This window comes from Thiocystis violascens DSM 198 (assembly GCF_000227745.2).
GTDB lineage: Bacteria > Pseudomonadota > Gammaproteobacteria > Chromatiales > Chromatiaceae > Chromatium > Chromatium violascens.
This window is the reverse complement of sequence record NC_018012.1, coordinates 1687677-1702888: the sequence shown is the minus strand read 5'-3', so window position 1 is coordinate 1702888 and position 15212 is coordinate 1687677. Positions and strand designations below refer to the sequence as shown.

15 protein-coding genes and 1 tRNA gene are annotated in these 15212 nt (G+C 63.2%); 7 read left to right on the top strand and 9 right to left on the bottom strand.

The window, feature by feature from the left end; all coding sequences use genetic code 11:
* Positions 1–53 precede the first annotated feature (53 nt).
* The 4 genes from pheT to THIVI_RS07525 all read left to right on the top strand — a co-directional run bounded on the left by pheT (position 54) and on the right by THIVI_RS07525 (position 3205).
* Positions 54–2432: a phenylalanine--tRNA ligase subunit beta gene (gene pheT, locus THIVI_RS07540; RefSeq protein ID WP_014778016.1), complete on the top strand. Its 2379-nt coding sequence runs from the start codon at positions 54–56 to the stop codon at positions 2430–2432.
* Between the two features lie 4 nt (positions 2433–2436).
* A complete protein-coding gene (gene ihfA, locus THIVI_RS07535) occupies positions 2437–2736 on the top strand; it encodes an integration host factor subunit alpha (protein WP_014778015.1) in 300 nt (99 codons plus the stop codon).
* A complete protein-coding gene (locus tag THIVI_RS07530; protein WP_014778014.1) occupies positions 2717–3091 on the top strand; it encodes a MerR family transcriptional regulator in 375 nt (124 codons plus the stop codon). The genes ihfA and THIVI_RS07530 overlap by 20 nt, the downstream gene beginning before the upstream one ends.
* Before the next feature lie 37 nt (positions 3092–3128).
* Positions 3129–3205: transfer RNA gene (locus THIVI_RS07525), tRNA-Pro, on the top strand.
* A 168-nt stretch (positions 3206–3373) separates the two neighbouring features.
* Here THIVI_RS07525 and THIVI_RS25635 read toward each other — a convergent pair.
* The 9 genes from THIVI_RS25635 to THIVI_RS07485 form a co-directional block, all read right to left on the bottom strand.
* Positions 3374–3787 (bottom strand): hypothetical protein, encoded by a 414-nt coding sequence (locus tag THIVI_RS25635; RefSeq protein ID WP_245537399.1) that lies wholly within the window; start codon positions 3785–3787, stop codon positions 3374–3376.
* Positions 3788–3918: 131 nt separating this feature from the next.
* Positions 3919–4137, bottom strand: a complete 219-nt coding sequence (locus THIVI_RS25075; RefSeq protein ID WP_169315551.1) for a hypothetical protein — start codon at positions 4135–4137, stop codon at positions 3919–3921.
* A gap of 1 nt (position 4138) precedes the next feature.
* On the bottom strand, positions 4139–4966 hold the full coding sequence (locus THIVI_RS07515; protein ID WP_217160952.1) for a hypothetical protein: 828 nt from the start codon (positions 4964–4966) through the stop codon (positions 4139–4141).
* A 113-nt stretch (positions 4967–5079) separates the two neighbouring features.
* Positions 5080–5538 (bottom strand): hypothetical protein, encoded by a 459-nt coding sequence (locus THIVI_RS07510; protein WP_014778011.1) that lies wholly within the window; start codon positions 5536–5538, stop codon positions 5080–5082.
* 1 nt (position 5539) lies between these two features.
* A complete protein-coding gene (locus tag THIVI_RS07505; RefSeq protein ID WP_014778010.1) occupies positions 5540–7558 on the bottom strand; it encodes a DUF927 domain-containing protein in 2019 nt (672 codons plus the stop codon).
* A complete protein-coding gene (locus THIVI_RS07500) occupies positions 7555–8460 on the bottom strand; it encodes a toprim domain-containing protein (RefSeq protein ID WP_014778009.1) in 906 nt (301 codons plus the stop codon). The genes THIVI_RS07505 and THIVI_RS07500 overlap by 4 nt, the downstream gene beginning before the upstream one ends.
* A gap of 11 nt (positions 8461–8471) precedes the next feature.
* On the bottom strand, positions 8472–8714 hold the full coding sequence (locus tag THIVI_RS07495) for a helix-turn-helix transcriptional regulator (protein WP_014778008.1): 243 nt from the start codon (positions 8712–8714) through the stop codon (positions 8472–8474).
* A gap of 230 nt (positions 8715–8944) precedes the next feature.
* On the bottom strand, positions 8945–9751 hold the full coding sequence (locus THIVI_RS07490) for a hypothetical protein (RefSeq protein WP_014778007.1): 807 nt from the start codon (positions 9749–9751) through the stop codon (positions 8945–8947).
* The gene (locus THIVI_RS07485; RefSeq protein ID WP_014778006.1) at positions 9748–10938 is read right to left on the bottom strand and encodes a hypothetical protein; all 1191 of its coding nucleotides are present in this window, start codon (positions 10936–10938) and stop codon (positions 9748–9750) included. Before THIVI_RS07485 ends, THIVI_RS07490 begins: the two co-directional genes overlap by 4 nt.
* An 80-nt stretch (positions 10939–11018) precedes the next feature.
* Between THIVI_RS07485 and THIVI_RS24565 the strand changes: the two genes are divergently transcribed.
* From THIVI_RS24565 to THIVI_RS07470, 3 genes are read left to right on the top strand one after another with little or no spacing between them, the layout of a single operon-like run.
* Positions 11019–11216, top strand: a complete 198-nt coding sequence (locus tag THIVI_RS24565; RefSeq protein WP_014778005.1) for a type II toxin-antitoxin system antitoxin — start codon at positions 11019–11021, stop codon at positions 11214–11216.
* Positions 11204–13849: a type I restriction-modification system subunit M gene (locus THIVI_RS07475; RefSeq protein WP_014778004.1), complete on the top strand. Its 2646-nt coding sequence runs from the start codon at positions 11204–11206 to the stop codon at positions 13847–13849. The genes THIVI_RS24565 and THIVI_RS07475 overlap by 13 nt, the downstream gene beginning before the upstream one ends.
* A complete protein-coding gene (locus THIVI_RS07470; protein ID WP_014778003.1) occupies positions 13839–15152 on the top strand; it encodes a restriction endonuclease subunit S in 1314 nt (437 codons plus the stop codon). Before THIVI_RS07475 ends, THIVI_RS07470 begins: the two co-directional genes overlap by 11 nt.
* Positions 15153–15212: the final 60 nt, after the last annotated feature.

The following is a 15212-nucleotide window of genomic DNA, read 5'->3' as shown; positions in this document are numbered from 1 at the left end:
AGTTTCTCTCAACGCGCAACGCGCTTTGAGAGTCGCACACGGGAAAGCGCGATATGCGATTCAGTGAGGCTTGGCTGCGCGAGTGGGTGAATCCGCCGGTCGACACCCAACAATTGGCCGATCAGCTCAGCATGGCGGGTCTGGAAGTGGACGCCGTCGAACCGGCGGCCCCCGCTTTCAGCGGCGTCTCGATCGGCCTGGTGCAGCGCATCGCGCCCCATCCGGATGCCGCCAAGCTGCGCATCTGTACGGTCGATCTGGGCCAGGACGAACCGCTCCAGATCATCTGCGGCGCGGCCAATGTCGCCGAGGGTATGAAGATTCCGGTCGCCACGGTCGGTGCCTGTCTGCCCGGCGACTTCAAGATCAAAAAGGCCAAGCTGCGCGGTGTCGCGTCCTTCGGCATGATCTGCTCCGCCACCGAACTCGGACTGGCCGAGACCTCCGATGGCATCCTGCCCCTGTCGGCGGACGCCCCCGTGGGCGAGGACTTCCGCGCTTGGATGGCCCTGGACGACCATTGCATCGAGGTCGACCTGACTCCGGATCGGGGCGACTGTCTCGGCATCGCCGGGCTCGCCCGCGAGGTCGCGGTTATCAACCGCGTCCCGCTGCGGGCGCCTGCCGTGCAACCCGTGGCGCCAACCTGCGACGACCGCGTGACGGTGCGTCTGCTGGCTCCCGACGCCTGCCCGCGCTACGTCTGCCGGGTCATCCGCCAGGTCGATCCGACCGCCGCAACGCCTGTGTGGATGCAGGAACGCCTGCGCCGCGCCGGACTGCGCGCGATCAGCCCCGTCGTGGATGTCACCAACTATGTCATGCTCGAATTGGGTCAGCCCATGCACGGGTTCGATCTCGCCAAACTCAGCGGCGGGATCGAGGTGCGTCTGGCCCAGGCCGGCGAACGGCTCGCGTTGCTCAACGGCGATGAAATCGAACTGCGCGCCGACACCCTGGTGATTGCCGACGCCAACCAGGCGGTGGCCATGGCCGGCATCATGGGCGGCGCCGCGACCGGCGTTGGCCCTGAGACCCGCGATATCCTGCTCGAAAGCGCCTTTTTCGCGCCGCTCGCCATTAGCGGCAAGGCGCGCGGTTACGGCTTTCATACCGATTCCTCGCACCGTTTCGAGCGCGGTGTCGACCCGCAACTTCAGGTCCGCGCGATCGAGCGCGCGACCCGTCTCCTGCTGGACATCGTCGGCGGCCAGGTCGGCCCCGTGGTGGAAGCGGTCGACGCGACCCATCTGCCGCGACGCGAACCCCTGCATCTGCGCGAGGCGCGCGTCGCCTGGATTCTCGGGCTCGAACTGCCCGCCACGACCATCGCCGATGTGCTGGAACGCCTGGGCATGGCCGTCGAACGTCTCGATGACGGCTGGCGGGTCACCCCGCCCAGCGCGCGTTTCGATCTGGTCCACGAAGTCGACCTGATCGCCGACATCGGCCGGATCCATGGCTACGACAACATCCCGGTGAGCCACGCCAGTGCCGCCTCGGTCACCCAATCCACGCCCGAGGCCGCGTTCGATCTCGACCGCGCGCGCCTGGCCCTGGTCGACCGCGGTTTCCACGAGGTCATCACCTACAGTTTCGTCAGCCCCGAGATCCAGTCGCTGGTCGAACCCGAGGCCGACACCCTGCGGTTGGCCAACCCCATCAGCGCCGAACTCTCTATCATGCGCACCAGCCTCTGGGCCGGCCTGTTGCAGACCGCCCGTTACAATCAGACCCGTCAACTGGAGCGGGTGCGGATCTTCGAGTCGGGTCTGCGGTTTCGGATCGGCGCCGACGGTCTGCGACAGGAACCGGGGCTCGCCGGTCTGGTCATCGGCACGGCCGCTCCCGAACAGTGGGGCCAGCAATCTGGCAAGGTCGATTTTTACGACCTCAAGGCCGACGTGGAAGCCCTGCTGGCGCTGACCGGCGCGCCCGCGCAATTCAGGTTCGTCGCCGGCGCGCATCCGGCCCTGCATCCGGGGCAGACGGCCCGGATCGAGCGCGAAGGGAAACCCGTGGGTCTGATGGGGATGCTGCATCCCTCGCTGGCCGCCAAGCTCGATCTCACCGGCGACGCCTTTCTGTTCGAACTGGATCTGGCACCGCTGGCGGACGGCATCCTGCCCCGCTATGCGCCGATCTCGCGTTTCCCTGGTATTCGTCGCGATCTGGCGATCGTCATCGACGCACAGATCGGCTACGAGAGGGTTGCCGACTGCGTTCGCGCCGCCGCCACGGAACTGCTGCGCGAGGTCATCCTGTTCGATGTCTATACCGGCAAGAACGTCGATTCTGGACGAAAAAGTCTTGCTTTAGGATTGATTTTACAGTCTTCTTCCCAGACACTGACCGAAGAAATCATTGAAGTCGAGGTAGGGCGGATTCTGGATCGCCTTACTTCGGAACTTGACGCACGATTGAGGGATTGAGGGTATGGCGTTGACCAAAGCCGAAATGGCAGAGCATCTATTCGATGAACTTGGCCTGAACAAACGCGAGGCCAAGGATATCGTCGAGATGTTTTTCGAGGAGATTCGCACCGCCCTGGAGCGGGGGGAGCAGGTCAAGCTGTCCGGGTTTGGCAACTTCGACCTGCGCGAGAAAAACGAGCGTCCGGGCCGCAACCCCAAGACCGGCGAGGAAATTCCCATCACCGCGCGGCGTGTCGTGACCTTCCGTCCAGGCCAGAAGCTCAAATCGCGGGTGGAAGCCTATGCTGGAACCGATGGTTAGTGGCGACGAGCCAGGAGACGGCGATCTCCCGCCGATTCCCGGCAAGCGTTACTTCACCATCGGTGAAGTCAGCGAACTGTGTGGCGTCAAACCGCACGTCTTGCGCTACTGGGAACAGGAATTTCCGCAGCTCAAGCCGGTCAAGCGCCGCGGCAACCGACGTTATTACCAACGCCACGATGTTTTGATCGTGCGCCAGATCCGCAACCTGCTGTACGACCAGGGATTCACCATCGGCGGCGCCCGTCAGCAATTGAGCGGAGAAGGCGCCAAGCACGACATGAATCAAACCCATCAGGTTCTGCGCCAGTTACGTCTGGAGCTCGAAGAGATTCTCCAGATACTGCGGCGTTGACGTTCGGTTGGTTAGGCTTTATGATTCGCCGTCTTATCGGGGCGTAGCGCAGCCTGGTAGCGCACCTGAATGGGGTTCAGGTGGTCGGAGGTTCAAATCCTCTCGCCCCGACCAATAAATCAAAGGCTTAGTATCAAGCGGTTGCTAAGCCTTTTTCATTTTCGGCCAACACCCGAAAATTACCCCCACTTTTACCCCCACTCCCAGGAATGCTTGATCACGATCTGCCGCTCCGAGCTTCGGTTCGCGCGCTGACGACTACGCCTGTTTTGCGAAACAGATTCACCAGTCGACATCCAAGTCGTCCAGTAACCCGCCCAGCCCTTTCTCCACCAACCGCAGCCGACTGGCCATCCCAGCGATCAAGGCGCTGACGAAACGATCATGCTGGTGCTTCAACCGCTCGAAGGTGCGCCGGTGCATGCCCTTCGGCCGTCGGCCGGGGAGGTTCAGAATACCCGCCTCCCAGTCCAGCCGTTGCCGAATGGTCTCCGCCCGCCGCGTCGCGCGATCATCGTCGGTTTCGCGCTGACAGTCATAGGCCAGCCGGTAGCAGTGCCGGCAGGCAAAGACGCCCGATCCGCCGAGGTAGAGTTTGGCCACCCGTCGCCCGCAGCCAGTCGCCGGACAGAGAAACCAGGGGCGTGATCCGCCGTAGGTGCAGTTTGTCCAGTCCAACGGAACCGCGTATTCCATCGGTTGCCAATCACTCCCGGCGCGCTGGTGGCGATAGCTCAAAGTCAGCTTGTCGGTTGCTGTCCGAATGAAGATCGATACCAGTCTTTCCCCGTCGCGCGTCCAGTTCCAGCCGAAAGCCTGTCCCGGCGTCAGCAACCCATCGCGTTGCAGCCGCCGCACGTCCAGTGACCGATAATCGCTCGTGGTACCCCGGCCGCCTTGATGGCGTCGTCCGCTGCCGATCCCGCCCATGCTTTTTTCTCCCGGATTTTGCCGAAATCATCAGTCAGTTTTGGCGACTGGTTGACGCCGAAACTGGCGGAAGCCTTGTCCTGACTGGGTTGACGCCCGATGTCCAGTGACGGCATTTCACCCGCCTCGAAGCTGTTTCAGCTTCAGAATCATGGCCAGCGTGCGCTCGAACTTGCGGTCGAGGTGCGTTTCGTAGCGGTTGAGCTTCTCCAGACGATGCACTTGCAGCCCTTCGCCGAGGGTTTGCACCTGGATCGCGGGGGTCAAGCGGGCTTCCTGCTCCATCCGAATGCCGATGGGCTCCAGCGTCTTGCGGATGAATTGCGCCAACCCCGCGGCGGTCGCTGGGTATTCCTCTTCCTCGGTCTGCTCATCCCACCAGTCGCGGGATTCCTGGATCAGCGCTCGCCGCGCTTTCGCATAGGCATTGGGTCCACCCTTGCGCAGGATCGCCGCCGCCTTCCGGGTGGCGGTCAAGTCCAGCTCCGCGTTGCGTCGCCGTTCGGCGATCTCTTCCGGATTCGCCGTCAGCAGGTCGGGCAGGTCGCGTCCCTCTTTCGACAGCCCCCGCTCGAAGGGCGCCGCCGCCGGAATCGGGCTGTCGTGCTGGCTATGGGCGACGCTGCGTAAACCACGGTTGATCGCCGCCCCTTCCGCCAGCAAGACCCGTCGCTTGCGCCAGATGATTGCGGCCAGTTCCTCGATCAGATGCCGCTCGGTCATGCCCGCCGGGCGATGCTCCTCGATCAGCGCCGCCAGCAGGTCGGCAAACTCGTTCTGATCTTCATGGGCCAGGACCGTCAGCCTGGACAGAATGCCGTGCTTCAGGGCATTGAAGCGGACCGCGTCATAACCGCCTTTCGTTGCGGCAAGAGCCACATCCTGCGCCACCAGAAGCGGCATCACCGACTGCTCGTTCATCGATTCCGCTTCCGTGTTTGGCATGGCTTGACCGTCGTGGTTCGTGTCTGTCGTGTCGCGGAACCCAGCGACTGACCCGGACGCTTGATCCGCGATCGAACGGCTGGAGTCATGGATCGTCTGTTGTTGAGTCGGGCTCATGGCATTACCTCCGGACGATGGATCTGGACCTCCAGCAGTCGCTCGATCCCGAAGCGGGCGATCAAGGTGCGCCGCGCCGCGTCCAACTCGCAGCCCGGCGCAATCATCACCAACCAGTCCGCTGGCCGGTCGGTCAGGCGATAGCGGTAGACTCGCATCGCGTTTGCTGCCCGCGCCTCGGCCTCGGGGCGGGGCGTTCCTGCTTCGTACTCCAGAATGGCCGCGCGCTCGTCGATGACCTCACGGATATCCGCCCGTTGATCGGCGGTCAGGGGTGGCAGATGACCGGCACCTCGGGATGCGCCTTGCTCGACGCTACTCGTGCGACCGACGCGACCGTCTTGTTCCGCAAGCGGATAAGCGGTAGCGTCCGGATGACTCGCTGACGCGACCGACGCGACCCGAGCGCCGAGTGTGGCCTCGACGGTTGCGGTGAACTGTTCCAGCAGGCTCATCTCAAGCGGCCTCCCGGCGTTTGTCGGTGGCGTCGTCGCCGTCCTGCTCGTCATCCGGCAGGCAAATGGCGTAGAGACCGACGTTGCGACCATCGATCTTGCATTGGAGACGCCGTTCGCCCTTCGACCCCGCCTTGCCCAGCAACCAGCCGGCAGACGCCAGCACGTCGAGCGCGCGCTTGCGGTCGAAGCCCTTGATCGCCTCGCCGAGTCCACCGGGTGTCAGCAGGTACGCCAACCGCCCCTCGATCACCTTGGTGTACCCCGCGCGCTCACCACGCAGCAGCCGACCATCGCGGTCGTCGACAGCGGTGAAGCGGGTATCGCCATACCGCTCGATAAAATCGCGAATGGCGTCCAGGATCTTCGACGCCTCGGCATTGCCGCTGCCGCGCGCGTCCCGCCACACCAGGAAGGCATCGGTCGCCGCCTTGGTCGCCGCGCCCGGCTCCCAGCCGGTGATCCCGGCCTGGGTCGCCAGCTCACCCGCCGTGCCGATCAAGGCGAACTGCCGGGCCGCGCGTGCCTCCTGGCCCTCCAGGGTCGGCATGCGATCGGTCAGGGCCTTGACCATGGCCCCGTAGTCCTCGCTCAGATGCGCGACGAGGAACTGCACGAAGGCGCGCCCCGCCGTCCCGTAGCAGCGCGCGCTGGCGGTCTTGATCTCGTCGGCGAAGGCACGCGCCGAGTCGCGCCCGTGGATCTCGTCGAAGGTGCCGTAGCGGCGTCCATCGGCGGGCAGATTCAGCAGACGCACATCCTGACCGGCATGGTGACGGGCACCGGATTCGAGCATTCGCGCCTCCAGGGTCTTCTCGCCGCTGGAGAGGACCACCGTGCGCCAGCGGGCGATGCGCCGGGCGCCGCCCGAGCGGTTGGCGCGCGACTTGCCGCGCCCGTTCGCCAGCGCATAGACGATGCTGCCGATCTCCTTGCCATCGGCCTCGTTGATCTCGTCGAGCGCCAGCAGGGTATCGGTCGATTCCGCCGCCGCGGCCTCCAGCCCATTGCCCGTGCCGCGCCAGGTGCGCAGCAGGTCGCGCGAGCCCCAGACCGAGACGGCGGCCTGCAAGGCGGTCGTCTTGCCACCCGATGACTCACCATAGAGATGGAGCCCGCAGGATTCGACGTGGACCCGTGCCAGCAGGGGTCCGGCCAGGGCCGCCGAGATCGCCAGCGTCAGACTGGTGTTGCCACGCGCGAGCGCGCAGACCTGGGTCTGCCAGTCCAGGAGGGTGCCGCGCTGGTCGAAGTCCGCCACCGTGGCCGTCTCGGATTGGAAGCGGATCGCCTCGGTCCCGATCGAGACATCCGGCAGCACGAAGGTGTCGTCGTGCCAGCCCAGCGACAGCGCCGCCGTCACTTCGCGCTTGGGCGCCTTGTGCAGCAGATAGTTGGCCAGCTTGCCGCGTGAGTTCGGGTTGATCTCCAGCCCCAGGTCCAGCAACTCGCCGCGCAGTTCCTCGCAGGAGCCGCGCAGCAGGTGCATCGGCATGTTCCATTCGTGCCAATTCCCACGCACATCCCGAAACCGCAGCAGACGCCCGAATGACTCATTGCGACGGTCGAAGGTGGTCGCCTCCAGGATCAGCGGTCCACACAGCCATTCGTCGGTGCGGACCGCTTCGCCCAACTCGTTTTTGTCGCGGCCATGGTAATAGACGCCCGGCCGGCGCTTGTCCTGACCCGCCTGCCACCAGTCAAGATAGACGCGCCAGCAGGGGCATTCGGTCGCGATTGGTGGACACTCGACCAGGGTTTCATCCTCACCCGGCGGATCCGTCGCCGGATTGATCGCCCCATCGAGGATATCGGCTGGTCGCGTCGGTAACGTGTCGGGACTCTCGCCGACGCTACCGGTTTTCGGCTCCTGATTCAGCGCGGTAGCGTCATTGACTGGGGTAGCGTCTGATTCTGGTGTTTCTGAATCGACCATTGGGACCAGATCGGCCTGGACGGTCTCTGGAATCGCTTTGATGCGGATGCCCCGGCGCGGCTTGAGTTTGCGGTTCTGGCTCATGCCGCCACCCCCCTGGCCGCTTGTTGCAGCCGAAACCAATCGTTCCAGTCCGTTGGACGGCTGCCCAGATCCAGTCCACTGAAGTCCGGCATCAGCACCTTGGCGCCGATCGCCAACGCCGCCGCCCGCGCCTTGCTCCGGCCCGGATTGCCCTCGGTCCACCGGTCGTCGTCCCCGCAGATCAGGATCTCGTCGCGCGGGTTCAAACTGCGCATCGCCTTGGCTACGGCCAGGAGATTGGTCGCGTTGAAGGCGATCACCGCCGGGGCGCCGGTCTCCTCATGCAGCGTCGCCAGGGTCGCGAAACCCTCGCCGATCAGGATCGGCTCAGGCTTCCGGCTCTGAATGCCAAACCAGCACCCCGCGATCCGCCCGCCCGAGAGAAACCGCTTGCTCCCGTCCGGCGCGATGAATTGCAGCGTGGTCAGGGTCTCGCCGTCGGTCGCGGGGATCACCAGGTTACCGTGACGGTCCAGCCGTGCGCCGTGCGCGCTGATCGCCTTAGCGATCAGATACGGATGATCCGCAGGAGCTGGTGTGCAACGGTTCCAGATTCCCAGTGCGCGGCTCGCGGCAGCGCGCTGTTGCTGGTCACGCTCGGCCTGATGCTGGCGCCGGGCCTCGTCCACCAGAGCGCGGAGGTCAGCGCGCTCGGCCGGGGTCTGTTCCTCCCTGGATTTAGCGCACCAAGTCTGTGATTCGCCCGTCTTCCAGGAGCCAAAGGCCCCGGCGGGCAGCCGGTCGAGATGGACCAGGTACCAGCCCGATTGCTTGCCGGCCTTGTCGTCGGGAGTGCGGAAGCGATGCAGCTTGCCGTCCGCGATGATCTCGGGTTGCCCGAGACCGGCGGCGGCCATGGCCTCGCCGAAGGCGTCGATCGCCTGCCAGTTGGATGTGTTCATGTGCGTCCCCGTCAAGCCGCCATCTTGCGCGCGGCTTCGAGCGCGATGACCAGGGCGCGGATCTGCGCGTCGGTTTTGCCGGCGATGCGGGCCGCGTTCAGCGCCGCGACTTCATCCGAAGGCCAGCCAACAGCTCTGGCACCAATGGAAACCGGATGCGTGAAGAGACCTTCCTGAATGTCGAGATAATGGGCGCTGCGCGAGCGGCCACGCTCACGCAGGACGGCGGGGAGTCGAAGGATCGTGCGGGTCATTGTCATACCTCTCGAAGCGTCTTTGGATCGTTCGAGAGGCAGACTAGGTGGGCGATTTGGGCGATGAAACGCCCGTGCTGACATTGTTGAAAAGGCTTCAAAGCCTTTATCGTCAATCAATTAGGCGTTTCTGTGCTGGGCGAATAGTGCGACTGTGAGGAGTGGCATCCAGCGTGGAACCCGCGCTAGGCAAGGAGGGCGGCTGGGCGAAAACTTTCCGCCCAACTTTCTCACGGCTTCATGTTCTTGCGGATAGTCTCGGGATCCCGTCCCTGCGCGATGGGGAGCTTGGCGATCCGTTGCGATATCCAGGTATCCGGATGACTCGCGGAGCTGGGATGCTGGCGGCGCAGCTTGCGATAGGCGTCGCGCCAATCTTCATACATGGCCTCGGACGCCCGCTTCCGGGTTTCCCGTTTCTCCGTCGATGGCCGATACGCCTTGCCAGGACTGCTGGGCACCGTATCGAGCAGTTGATCGATGCGCTCCCTGTCGATCATGAGCGCCTCGTCTTCAAAGAAGAGCAGTTCGGCCAAGGATACCTGATGGCCGTTCACCTCCAGGGTCAGAGGCGACTTGTTCAGCGACAGCCAGCGCCGCCCTTTCCTGCCCTTGAGCATACCGATTCGGATATCGGTCTGTCCGTGTCGATCCTCGATCTGACTGTCGACCGCCAGGAGATCGGCAACCACTCTCGCCAGTTGAAGTGGCGCCACCTTCCACTGCCGCAGCCGCTCCGGTGGGATCAGGATAGGACCGATCTGGTCCTGCATGTCCGGATCCTCGCAGATGGCGAAGATCCGAGAAGGGTCGCCATCGCGCCCCGGCACCGGATGAACGTCCAAGTCACAGTGCTCCACGCATATCCTGCATTCCACGGATTCCGCTGGCTTGGCGGGGACGAGCACCCCCGTCCGCAACAAGCTGTCCAAGGCGTGCTCGGGCCACTGCTGGGCCATGTCCCAGGTGACGAAGTGGATGCCCCCAGCGGTACCGACCGGCTCCAGCAGCGACAGCAAGACGTCGTTCAGGCTCATGCGTCGCCGTCGCCGTCGCCGCTCGGCACGCGCGGCTCGATGCCCGAAGCCGCCAGCATGTTCCGGATGAGGTCGTCCTTGCCGTCGTGATTCAGGTTGCAGGAGTTGGGATAACTGATGGCGAAGGTCTTGCTCGACGACCGCTTTCCGGGTTCGGGGTGGAACATCACCTTGATGGACGCTTGGTTGACGAAGTAGGGAGGCGGATTCAATTGCGCCAATAGATCGTAAACAGCCTTCCGGTTCCGCTGGGTGTTCGCCTCCAATACGAGCCGTTGCTCCCGCGCGTACCTCAACGTCAGACGCAGTCGGGTCACAACAGCGTCCCGAATCCCGGACCCGACCGGAAACTGGAACTCGAAGCTGGGATCCGCCAGCAAGTCCAGGTCATAGACGCGATTGTCGATCCTGCCGTCGGGCAGGGCGTTCAGCTTCAGGATGGTCCTCGCGAAAATCCGTCGCAGTTCCGCCACCGCCTTGGTGTTCTTGGGTGCATAGATGTCCAGGGAGCCTTCCGCCTCGCAGTAGACGAAGATGATCTCGAAGGCGGGATGGCGGGAGCGCGTGGTCAGCCGGCTGCGCTCCCACTCGACACCAGACTGACCGTAGTCCTCGGGATAAGCGAAGAAATACTCCTTCCCTGTCTTCACCTTTCGATAGGGCTCGACCTTGCAGTTGCGACCACGCCCCTCGGTCTTGTTGAAGTAGTGGCTGATGGCCCGTTCGAGCCGCTCGATGTCCTCATGCTCGACGTTCGGCGGCACCGGCGGCAAGCCGTTGCGCTTATTCCAGAAGCTGACGCTGATGTTATCGGCGTGCAGCAGCGAGGCGGCCCCTCTCCAGTATTCCGGCCGATTGAGGAAGGCCCACATCGACTTGCCGTGATAACCGTCGACCGCCTCAATCGCGCCCACGAAGGTCTCGTCCCGATAGAAGGCTGCCTCGTTGAGCAACGCCGCGATGCCCCCGTCACAGGCTAGTGCGTTGATGTCCAGAAAGTCCGCCTCCATGACCGCCTGCTCGTGCTCGGCGAGGGCTGTGAAGGCTTCAAACACGGGATCCACGCCCGTCTCGGACAGCGTCCCGAAGTCCACGCCCAAATCGACCGCCTTGCGCTCGAAATACTGGGCCAGCAGGGCATTCGGCACCCGGCGGAAGAACTGGCGGTGTTGGTATTGGCTGGCCATGCTTACATTCCCTGTCGGTCGGATTCCCCGTAGTATATCCGTCGTACATTCGAAGGCCAGACAGCCACCAAGGACACACGATGCCGGAAACCAAGACGACGACCCTAACCGTGCGAATCCAGCCGGCCGTGAAAGAAGGGCTGCGCACCATCGCCGAGCAGGAGCGGCGCAGTCTCGCGAATATGATCGAGGTTCTGATCCGCGAGTACTGCGCGCGTCACGGTGCCCCTATCGACGGCAAGCAATCCACAGCACAGGATCCCGCGTGGCAAAACTGACCCTCCCCAAGCTCGAACGCCACCTCTACGGCGCGGCCGACATCCTGCGCGGCAAGATGGACCATGCCGAATTCCGTGACTTCATCTTCGGCATGCTGTTCCTCAAACGCTGCTCCGACGTCTTCGACGAAGAGCGCGAGCGCCTCATGGCGGCCGAACTGGCCGACGGGGCGACGCCCGAGCAAATCGAGGAGACCGCCGAAGACCCGAACCTGTACGACGACTTCTTCGTCCCCAAGCGGTCACGCTGGAAGGAGATCAACGACCACCTGCACACGGCGGTCGGCGACGGACTGAACAAGGCGCTGGGCGAACTGGCCGACGAGAACCGCATGCTCGCCGGCGTGATGGAGCACATCGACTTCACCCGTAAGGTCGGCGACAGTTCGCTCAGCGACCAGAAGCTGCGCGCACTCATCCGCCATTTCGGCAAATACCGCCTGCGCAACGGCGACTTCGAGCACGCCGACCTGCTCGGTTCGGCCTACGAGTATCTGATCTACATGTTCGCGGAGGCCGGCGGGCGCAAGGGCGGGGACTTTTATACCCCCCGCGATGTGGTGCGCATGATGGTGCGCCTCCTCGATCCCCGCGAGGGGCAGGAGATCTACGACCCCGCCTGCGGCTCGGGCGGCATGCTCATCTTCTCCAAGCGTCACGTCGAGGAGCACGGCGGCGACGGTCGCAACCTCTTCCTCCACGGGCAGGACTCCAGCGGCTCGGCCTGGGTCGTGTGCAAGATGAACATGATCCTCAACGGGATCTCCAAGGCCGAGATCCACAACGACGACACCCTGGCCCACCCCAAACACCTGGACCGGGGCAGTCTGCGCCGCTTCGACCTAGTCCTATCCAATCCGCCCTTCGGCATCAACTACAGCCGCGAGGGCATGGAGTTTCCCGAGCGCTTCCGTTACGGCTTCTGCCCGGAGAGCGGCAAGAAGGCCGAGCTGATGTTCATCCAGCACATGCACGCGGTGCTGCGTCCGCAGGGTCTGCTGGCCTCGGTCGCCCCGCACGGCGTGCTCTTCCGGGGCGGACGGGAGGGCGAGATCCGCCAGGGTTTCCTCGACGAGGATCTGATCGAGGCGGTCATCGGACTGGGGCCGAACCTCTTCTACGGCACCGGCATCCCGGCCTGCATCCTCATCCTGCGCCAGAACCGCCATGCCAAGCCGTCCGAGCGGCGCGGCAAGGTGCTCTTCATCAACGCCGACGCCGACTTCGAGGCGGGCCGCGCCCAGAACTATCTGCGCCCCGAGCACGCCGAGAAGATCGTCCGCACCTACCAGCGCTTCGAGACCATCCCCGGCTACTCCCAGGTCGTCGACCTCGCCGAGATCCAGGCGAACGGCGGCAACCTCAACATCCGCCGCTACGCCGACAACGCCCCGCCGCCGGAGCCACAGGACGTGCGCGCCCACCTGCTCGGCGGCGTGCCCCGCGCCGAGATCGCGGACCAGCGGGCGCTGCTCGCGGCCTGCGGCTTCGACCCCGCAGCCGTCTTCGTCGATCGGGATGAACGCTATGTCGACTTTGCTCCCTCGCTCACCAAGCGGTCGGACCTGCGCCGCCTGATCGAGACCGATGCCGGGGTGCAGGCCCGCCGGGCGGAATTGACCAGGGCCTTCGCGGGATGGTGGACCGACAACCGGGACCGCCTGGCCGCCCTGCCCGAGACCCACAGCCTGATGGACCTGCGCGCCACCTTGCTCGAAAGCTTCGAGCAGGACCTGGTTCCGGTCGGTCTGCTCGATCGCTTCAAGATCGCCGGGGTCACCGCCAGTTGGTGGAACCATGCCTATGACGAGCTGAAGACCATCAGCGCCCAGGGCTTTACCGGCCTCATCGACGGCTGGGTCGAGACGATTCGCGACTTCATTGAGGGCGACGACGACACCCAGGCCGACGACTTCAAGCCGCTGGAGCACAAGATCGTCCCGCGCCTCATCCCCGAGTTCCTGGAGGAGCTTGCGGCGGCCGAGGCGGAGATCGAGCGTCTGAAGGGGGAGAAGGAGGCATTCGAGCGCGGCGAGCACCTGGAGGACAGCGCCGAGGACTACGACGGCAAGGAGAGCAACTACGCCAGGGAGCAGGACGATCTGCGCAAGAGTCTCAAGGCCCGGATCCGGGATCCGCTGGACCGGATCCGGTTCCTCAAGCGCGGTCCCGGCGTGAAGGATCAGGGATCGATCGCCGCCCGGCGCAAGCTCGGCCAGGACACGAGGGAATTGGAGTCGGAGCTGGTGCGGCTGGAGGCGCAAACCGGCCCCGTCCTCCTGGAGATCGCGGAGATCGATGCCCTGCTCGCGCCCTGGGAGCAGATCAAGAAGGATCTGACCGAGGCAAGGAAGGTGCTGAAGGTGCTCAAGGCGAGGCTTGTCGAAAGGTTGATGGAGGCAAGGGATGCACTGTCCGATGGAGAGGCGCGGGATTTGGTGCTGGAGATGATTCGGGATGATTTGAATGGGCAGTTGTCCCGGTATGCGGATGAGCAGATGGGGTGGTTCATGGCCTTGCTGGAAAGCTGGTGGGAGAAGTATCAGTTGACGCTGCGGAATATCGAGGTAAAGCGCGATACGGTGAAAGGTCGGTTAGATGGTTTTTTGAGGGAGTTGGGATATGTCGGCTGATGCTGCGTGGCCCGCCGCTAGGCTAGGGGATCACGCCAGCATCAAAGCAAGAATCGGATGGAAGGGGCTTCAGGCTTCCGAGTACCGGGAAAAAGGCTATATCTTCCTCGCTACGCCCAATATCAAAGGCCCTCGAATAGACTTCGATAACGTGAACTTCATTTCGGAGCTTCGCTATATCGAGTCGCCCGAGTTGATGTTGCAGGTTGGTGACGTACTCCTCGTGAAGGATGGGAGCACGCTCGGGATCAGCAATCTCGTACGTGGGCTTCCTGGTCCTGCAACCGTCAATGGATCAATAGCGGTCTTACGATGCTCGGAAACCTTGGATCCGGCGTTCCTTCATCAACTGACGAAAGCCCATGCCTTTCAGAAGCTCATATACGATAAGAAATCGGGAATCGGTGTGCCGCACCTATTCCAGGCCGATCTCCGAGAGTTCGAGATTCCGTTTCCATCGCTTGCCGAACAACACCGCATCGCCCAAATCCTCGACACCCTCGACGAGACCATCCGCAGGACTGAGCAGGTCATCGCCAAGATGCAACGGATGAAGCAGGGGCTGCTCCAGGACCTGCTCACCCGTGGCCTGGACGACAACGGCGAGTTGCGCGACCCGGAGCGCCATCCTGAGCAGTTCAAGGAGTCGCGGTTGGGACGGATACCATCCGATTGGACCGTTGAGGTGCTTGCCAATGTCGCAGAAGTACGCTCAGGAAAAGCAAAGAATGAGAACAAGGCGGTCAACAAACCGATACAGGTCCATTATTTGCGCGTCGCCAATGTGCAAGATGGTTATCTTGATCTCGCCGAAATGAATATCCTGACCATCAGTCGTGATGAACTTGATAGATACTCAGTTCTTCCGGGCGATGTTCTTATGAATGAGGGCGGCGATTTAGATAAGCTGGGTAGAGGGTGTGTTTGGCATGGAGAGCTGAGTCCTTGCATCCATCAGAATCATGTTTTCGTTGTTCGTAGTGGACCTAAGATAGATCCCGATTTCTTAGATATTTGGACTGGAGGACAAATTGCTCGCCGTTACTTCATCTCCGTAGGCATTCAAACTACGAATCTTGCATCGATCAACAAAACCGCATTGAGCAATCTACCTATCTTGTTGCCAACCTTGAGTGAACAGCGATTGATCCTTGATGTGATTGCGGTCTGTCAGCAAAGGATTGATGGGGAGATGGCGATCTTGGAGAAACATAAAGCAGTCAAGAATGGTTTGATGAATGACCTTCTGACGGCTCGCGTCCGCATCCCCCAAACCGCAACGGCCCCAGAACCAGCCGTCTGATGCCAAACTCCGACCCGCCGCCCACCCCGCACCCAAAGATCCCGCCAGCGCGCACGAAAC

What these genes read in the sequence shown, in the direction of transcription:
- THIVI_RS07500 (WP_014778009.1), bottom strand. Translation starts at nt 8,460, where the DNA reads ATGAACACATCCAACTGGCAGGCGATCGACGCCTTCGGCGAGGCCATG.
- pheT (WP_014778016.1), top strand. Translation starts at nt 54, where the DNA reads ATGCGATTCAGTGAGGCTTGGCTGCGCGAGTGGGTGAATCCGCCGGTC.
- THIVI_RS07505 (WP_014778010.1), bottom strand. Translation starts at nt 7,558, where the DNA reads ATGAGCCAGAACCGCAAACTCAAGCCGCGCCGGGGCATCCGCATCAAA.
- THIVI_RS25075 (WP_169315551.1), bottom strand. Translation starts at nt 4,137, where the DNA reads ATGCCGTCACTGGACATCGGGCGTCAACCCAGTCAGGACAAGGCTTCC.
- THIVI_RS07490 (WP_014778007.1), bottom strand. Translation starts at nt 9,751, where the DNA reads ATGAGCCTGAACGACGTCTTGCTGTCGCTGCTGGAGCCGGTCGGTACC.
- THIVI_RS07495 (WP_014778008.1), bottom strand. Translation starts at nt 8,714, where the DNA reads ATGACCCGCACGATCCTTCGACTCCCCGCCGTCCTGCGTGAGCGTGGC.
- THIVI_RS07515 (WP_217160952.1), bottom strand. Translation starts at nt 4,966, where the DNA reads ATGCCAAACACGGAAGCGGAATCGATGAACGAGCAGTCGGTGATGCCG.
- THIVI_RS07530 (WP_014778014.1), top strand. Translation starts at nt 2,717, where the DNA reads ATGCTGGAACCGATGGTTAGTGGCGACGAGCCAGGAGACGGCGATCTC.
- THIVI_RS07510 (WP_014778011.1), bottom strand. Translation starts at nt 5,538, where the DNA reads ATGAGCCTGCTGGAACAGTTCACCGCAACCGTCGAGGCCACACTCGGC.
- ihfA (WP_014778015.1), top strand. Translation starts at nt 2,437, where the DNA reads ATGGCGTTGACCAAAGCCGAAATGGCAGAGCATCTATTCGATGAACTT.
- THIVI_RS07485 (WP_014778006.1), bottom strand. Translation starts at nt 10,938, where the DNA reads ATGGCCAGCCAATACCAACACCGCCAGTTCTTCCGCCGGGTGCCGAAT.
- THIVI_RS25635 (WP_245537399.1), bottom strand. Translation starts at nt 3,787, where the DNA reads ATGGAATACGCGGTTCCGTTGGACTGGACAAACTGCACCTACGGCGGA.
- THIVI_RS24565 (WP_014778005.1), top strand. Translation starts at nt 11,019, where the DNA reads ATGCCGGAAACCAAGACGACGACCCTAACCGTGCGAATCCAGCCGGCC.
- THIVI_RS07470 (WP_014778003.1), top strand. Translation starts at nt 13,839, where the DNA reads ATGTCGGCTGATGCTGCGTGGCCCGCCGCTAGGCTAGGGGATCACGCC.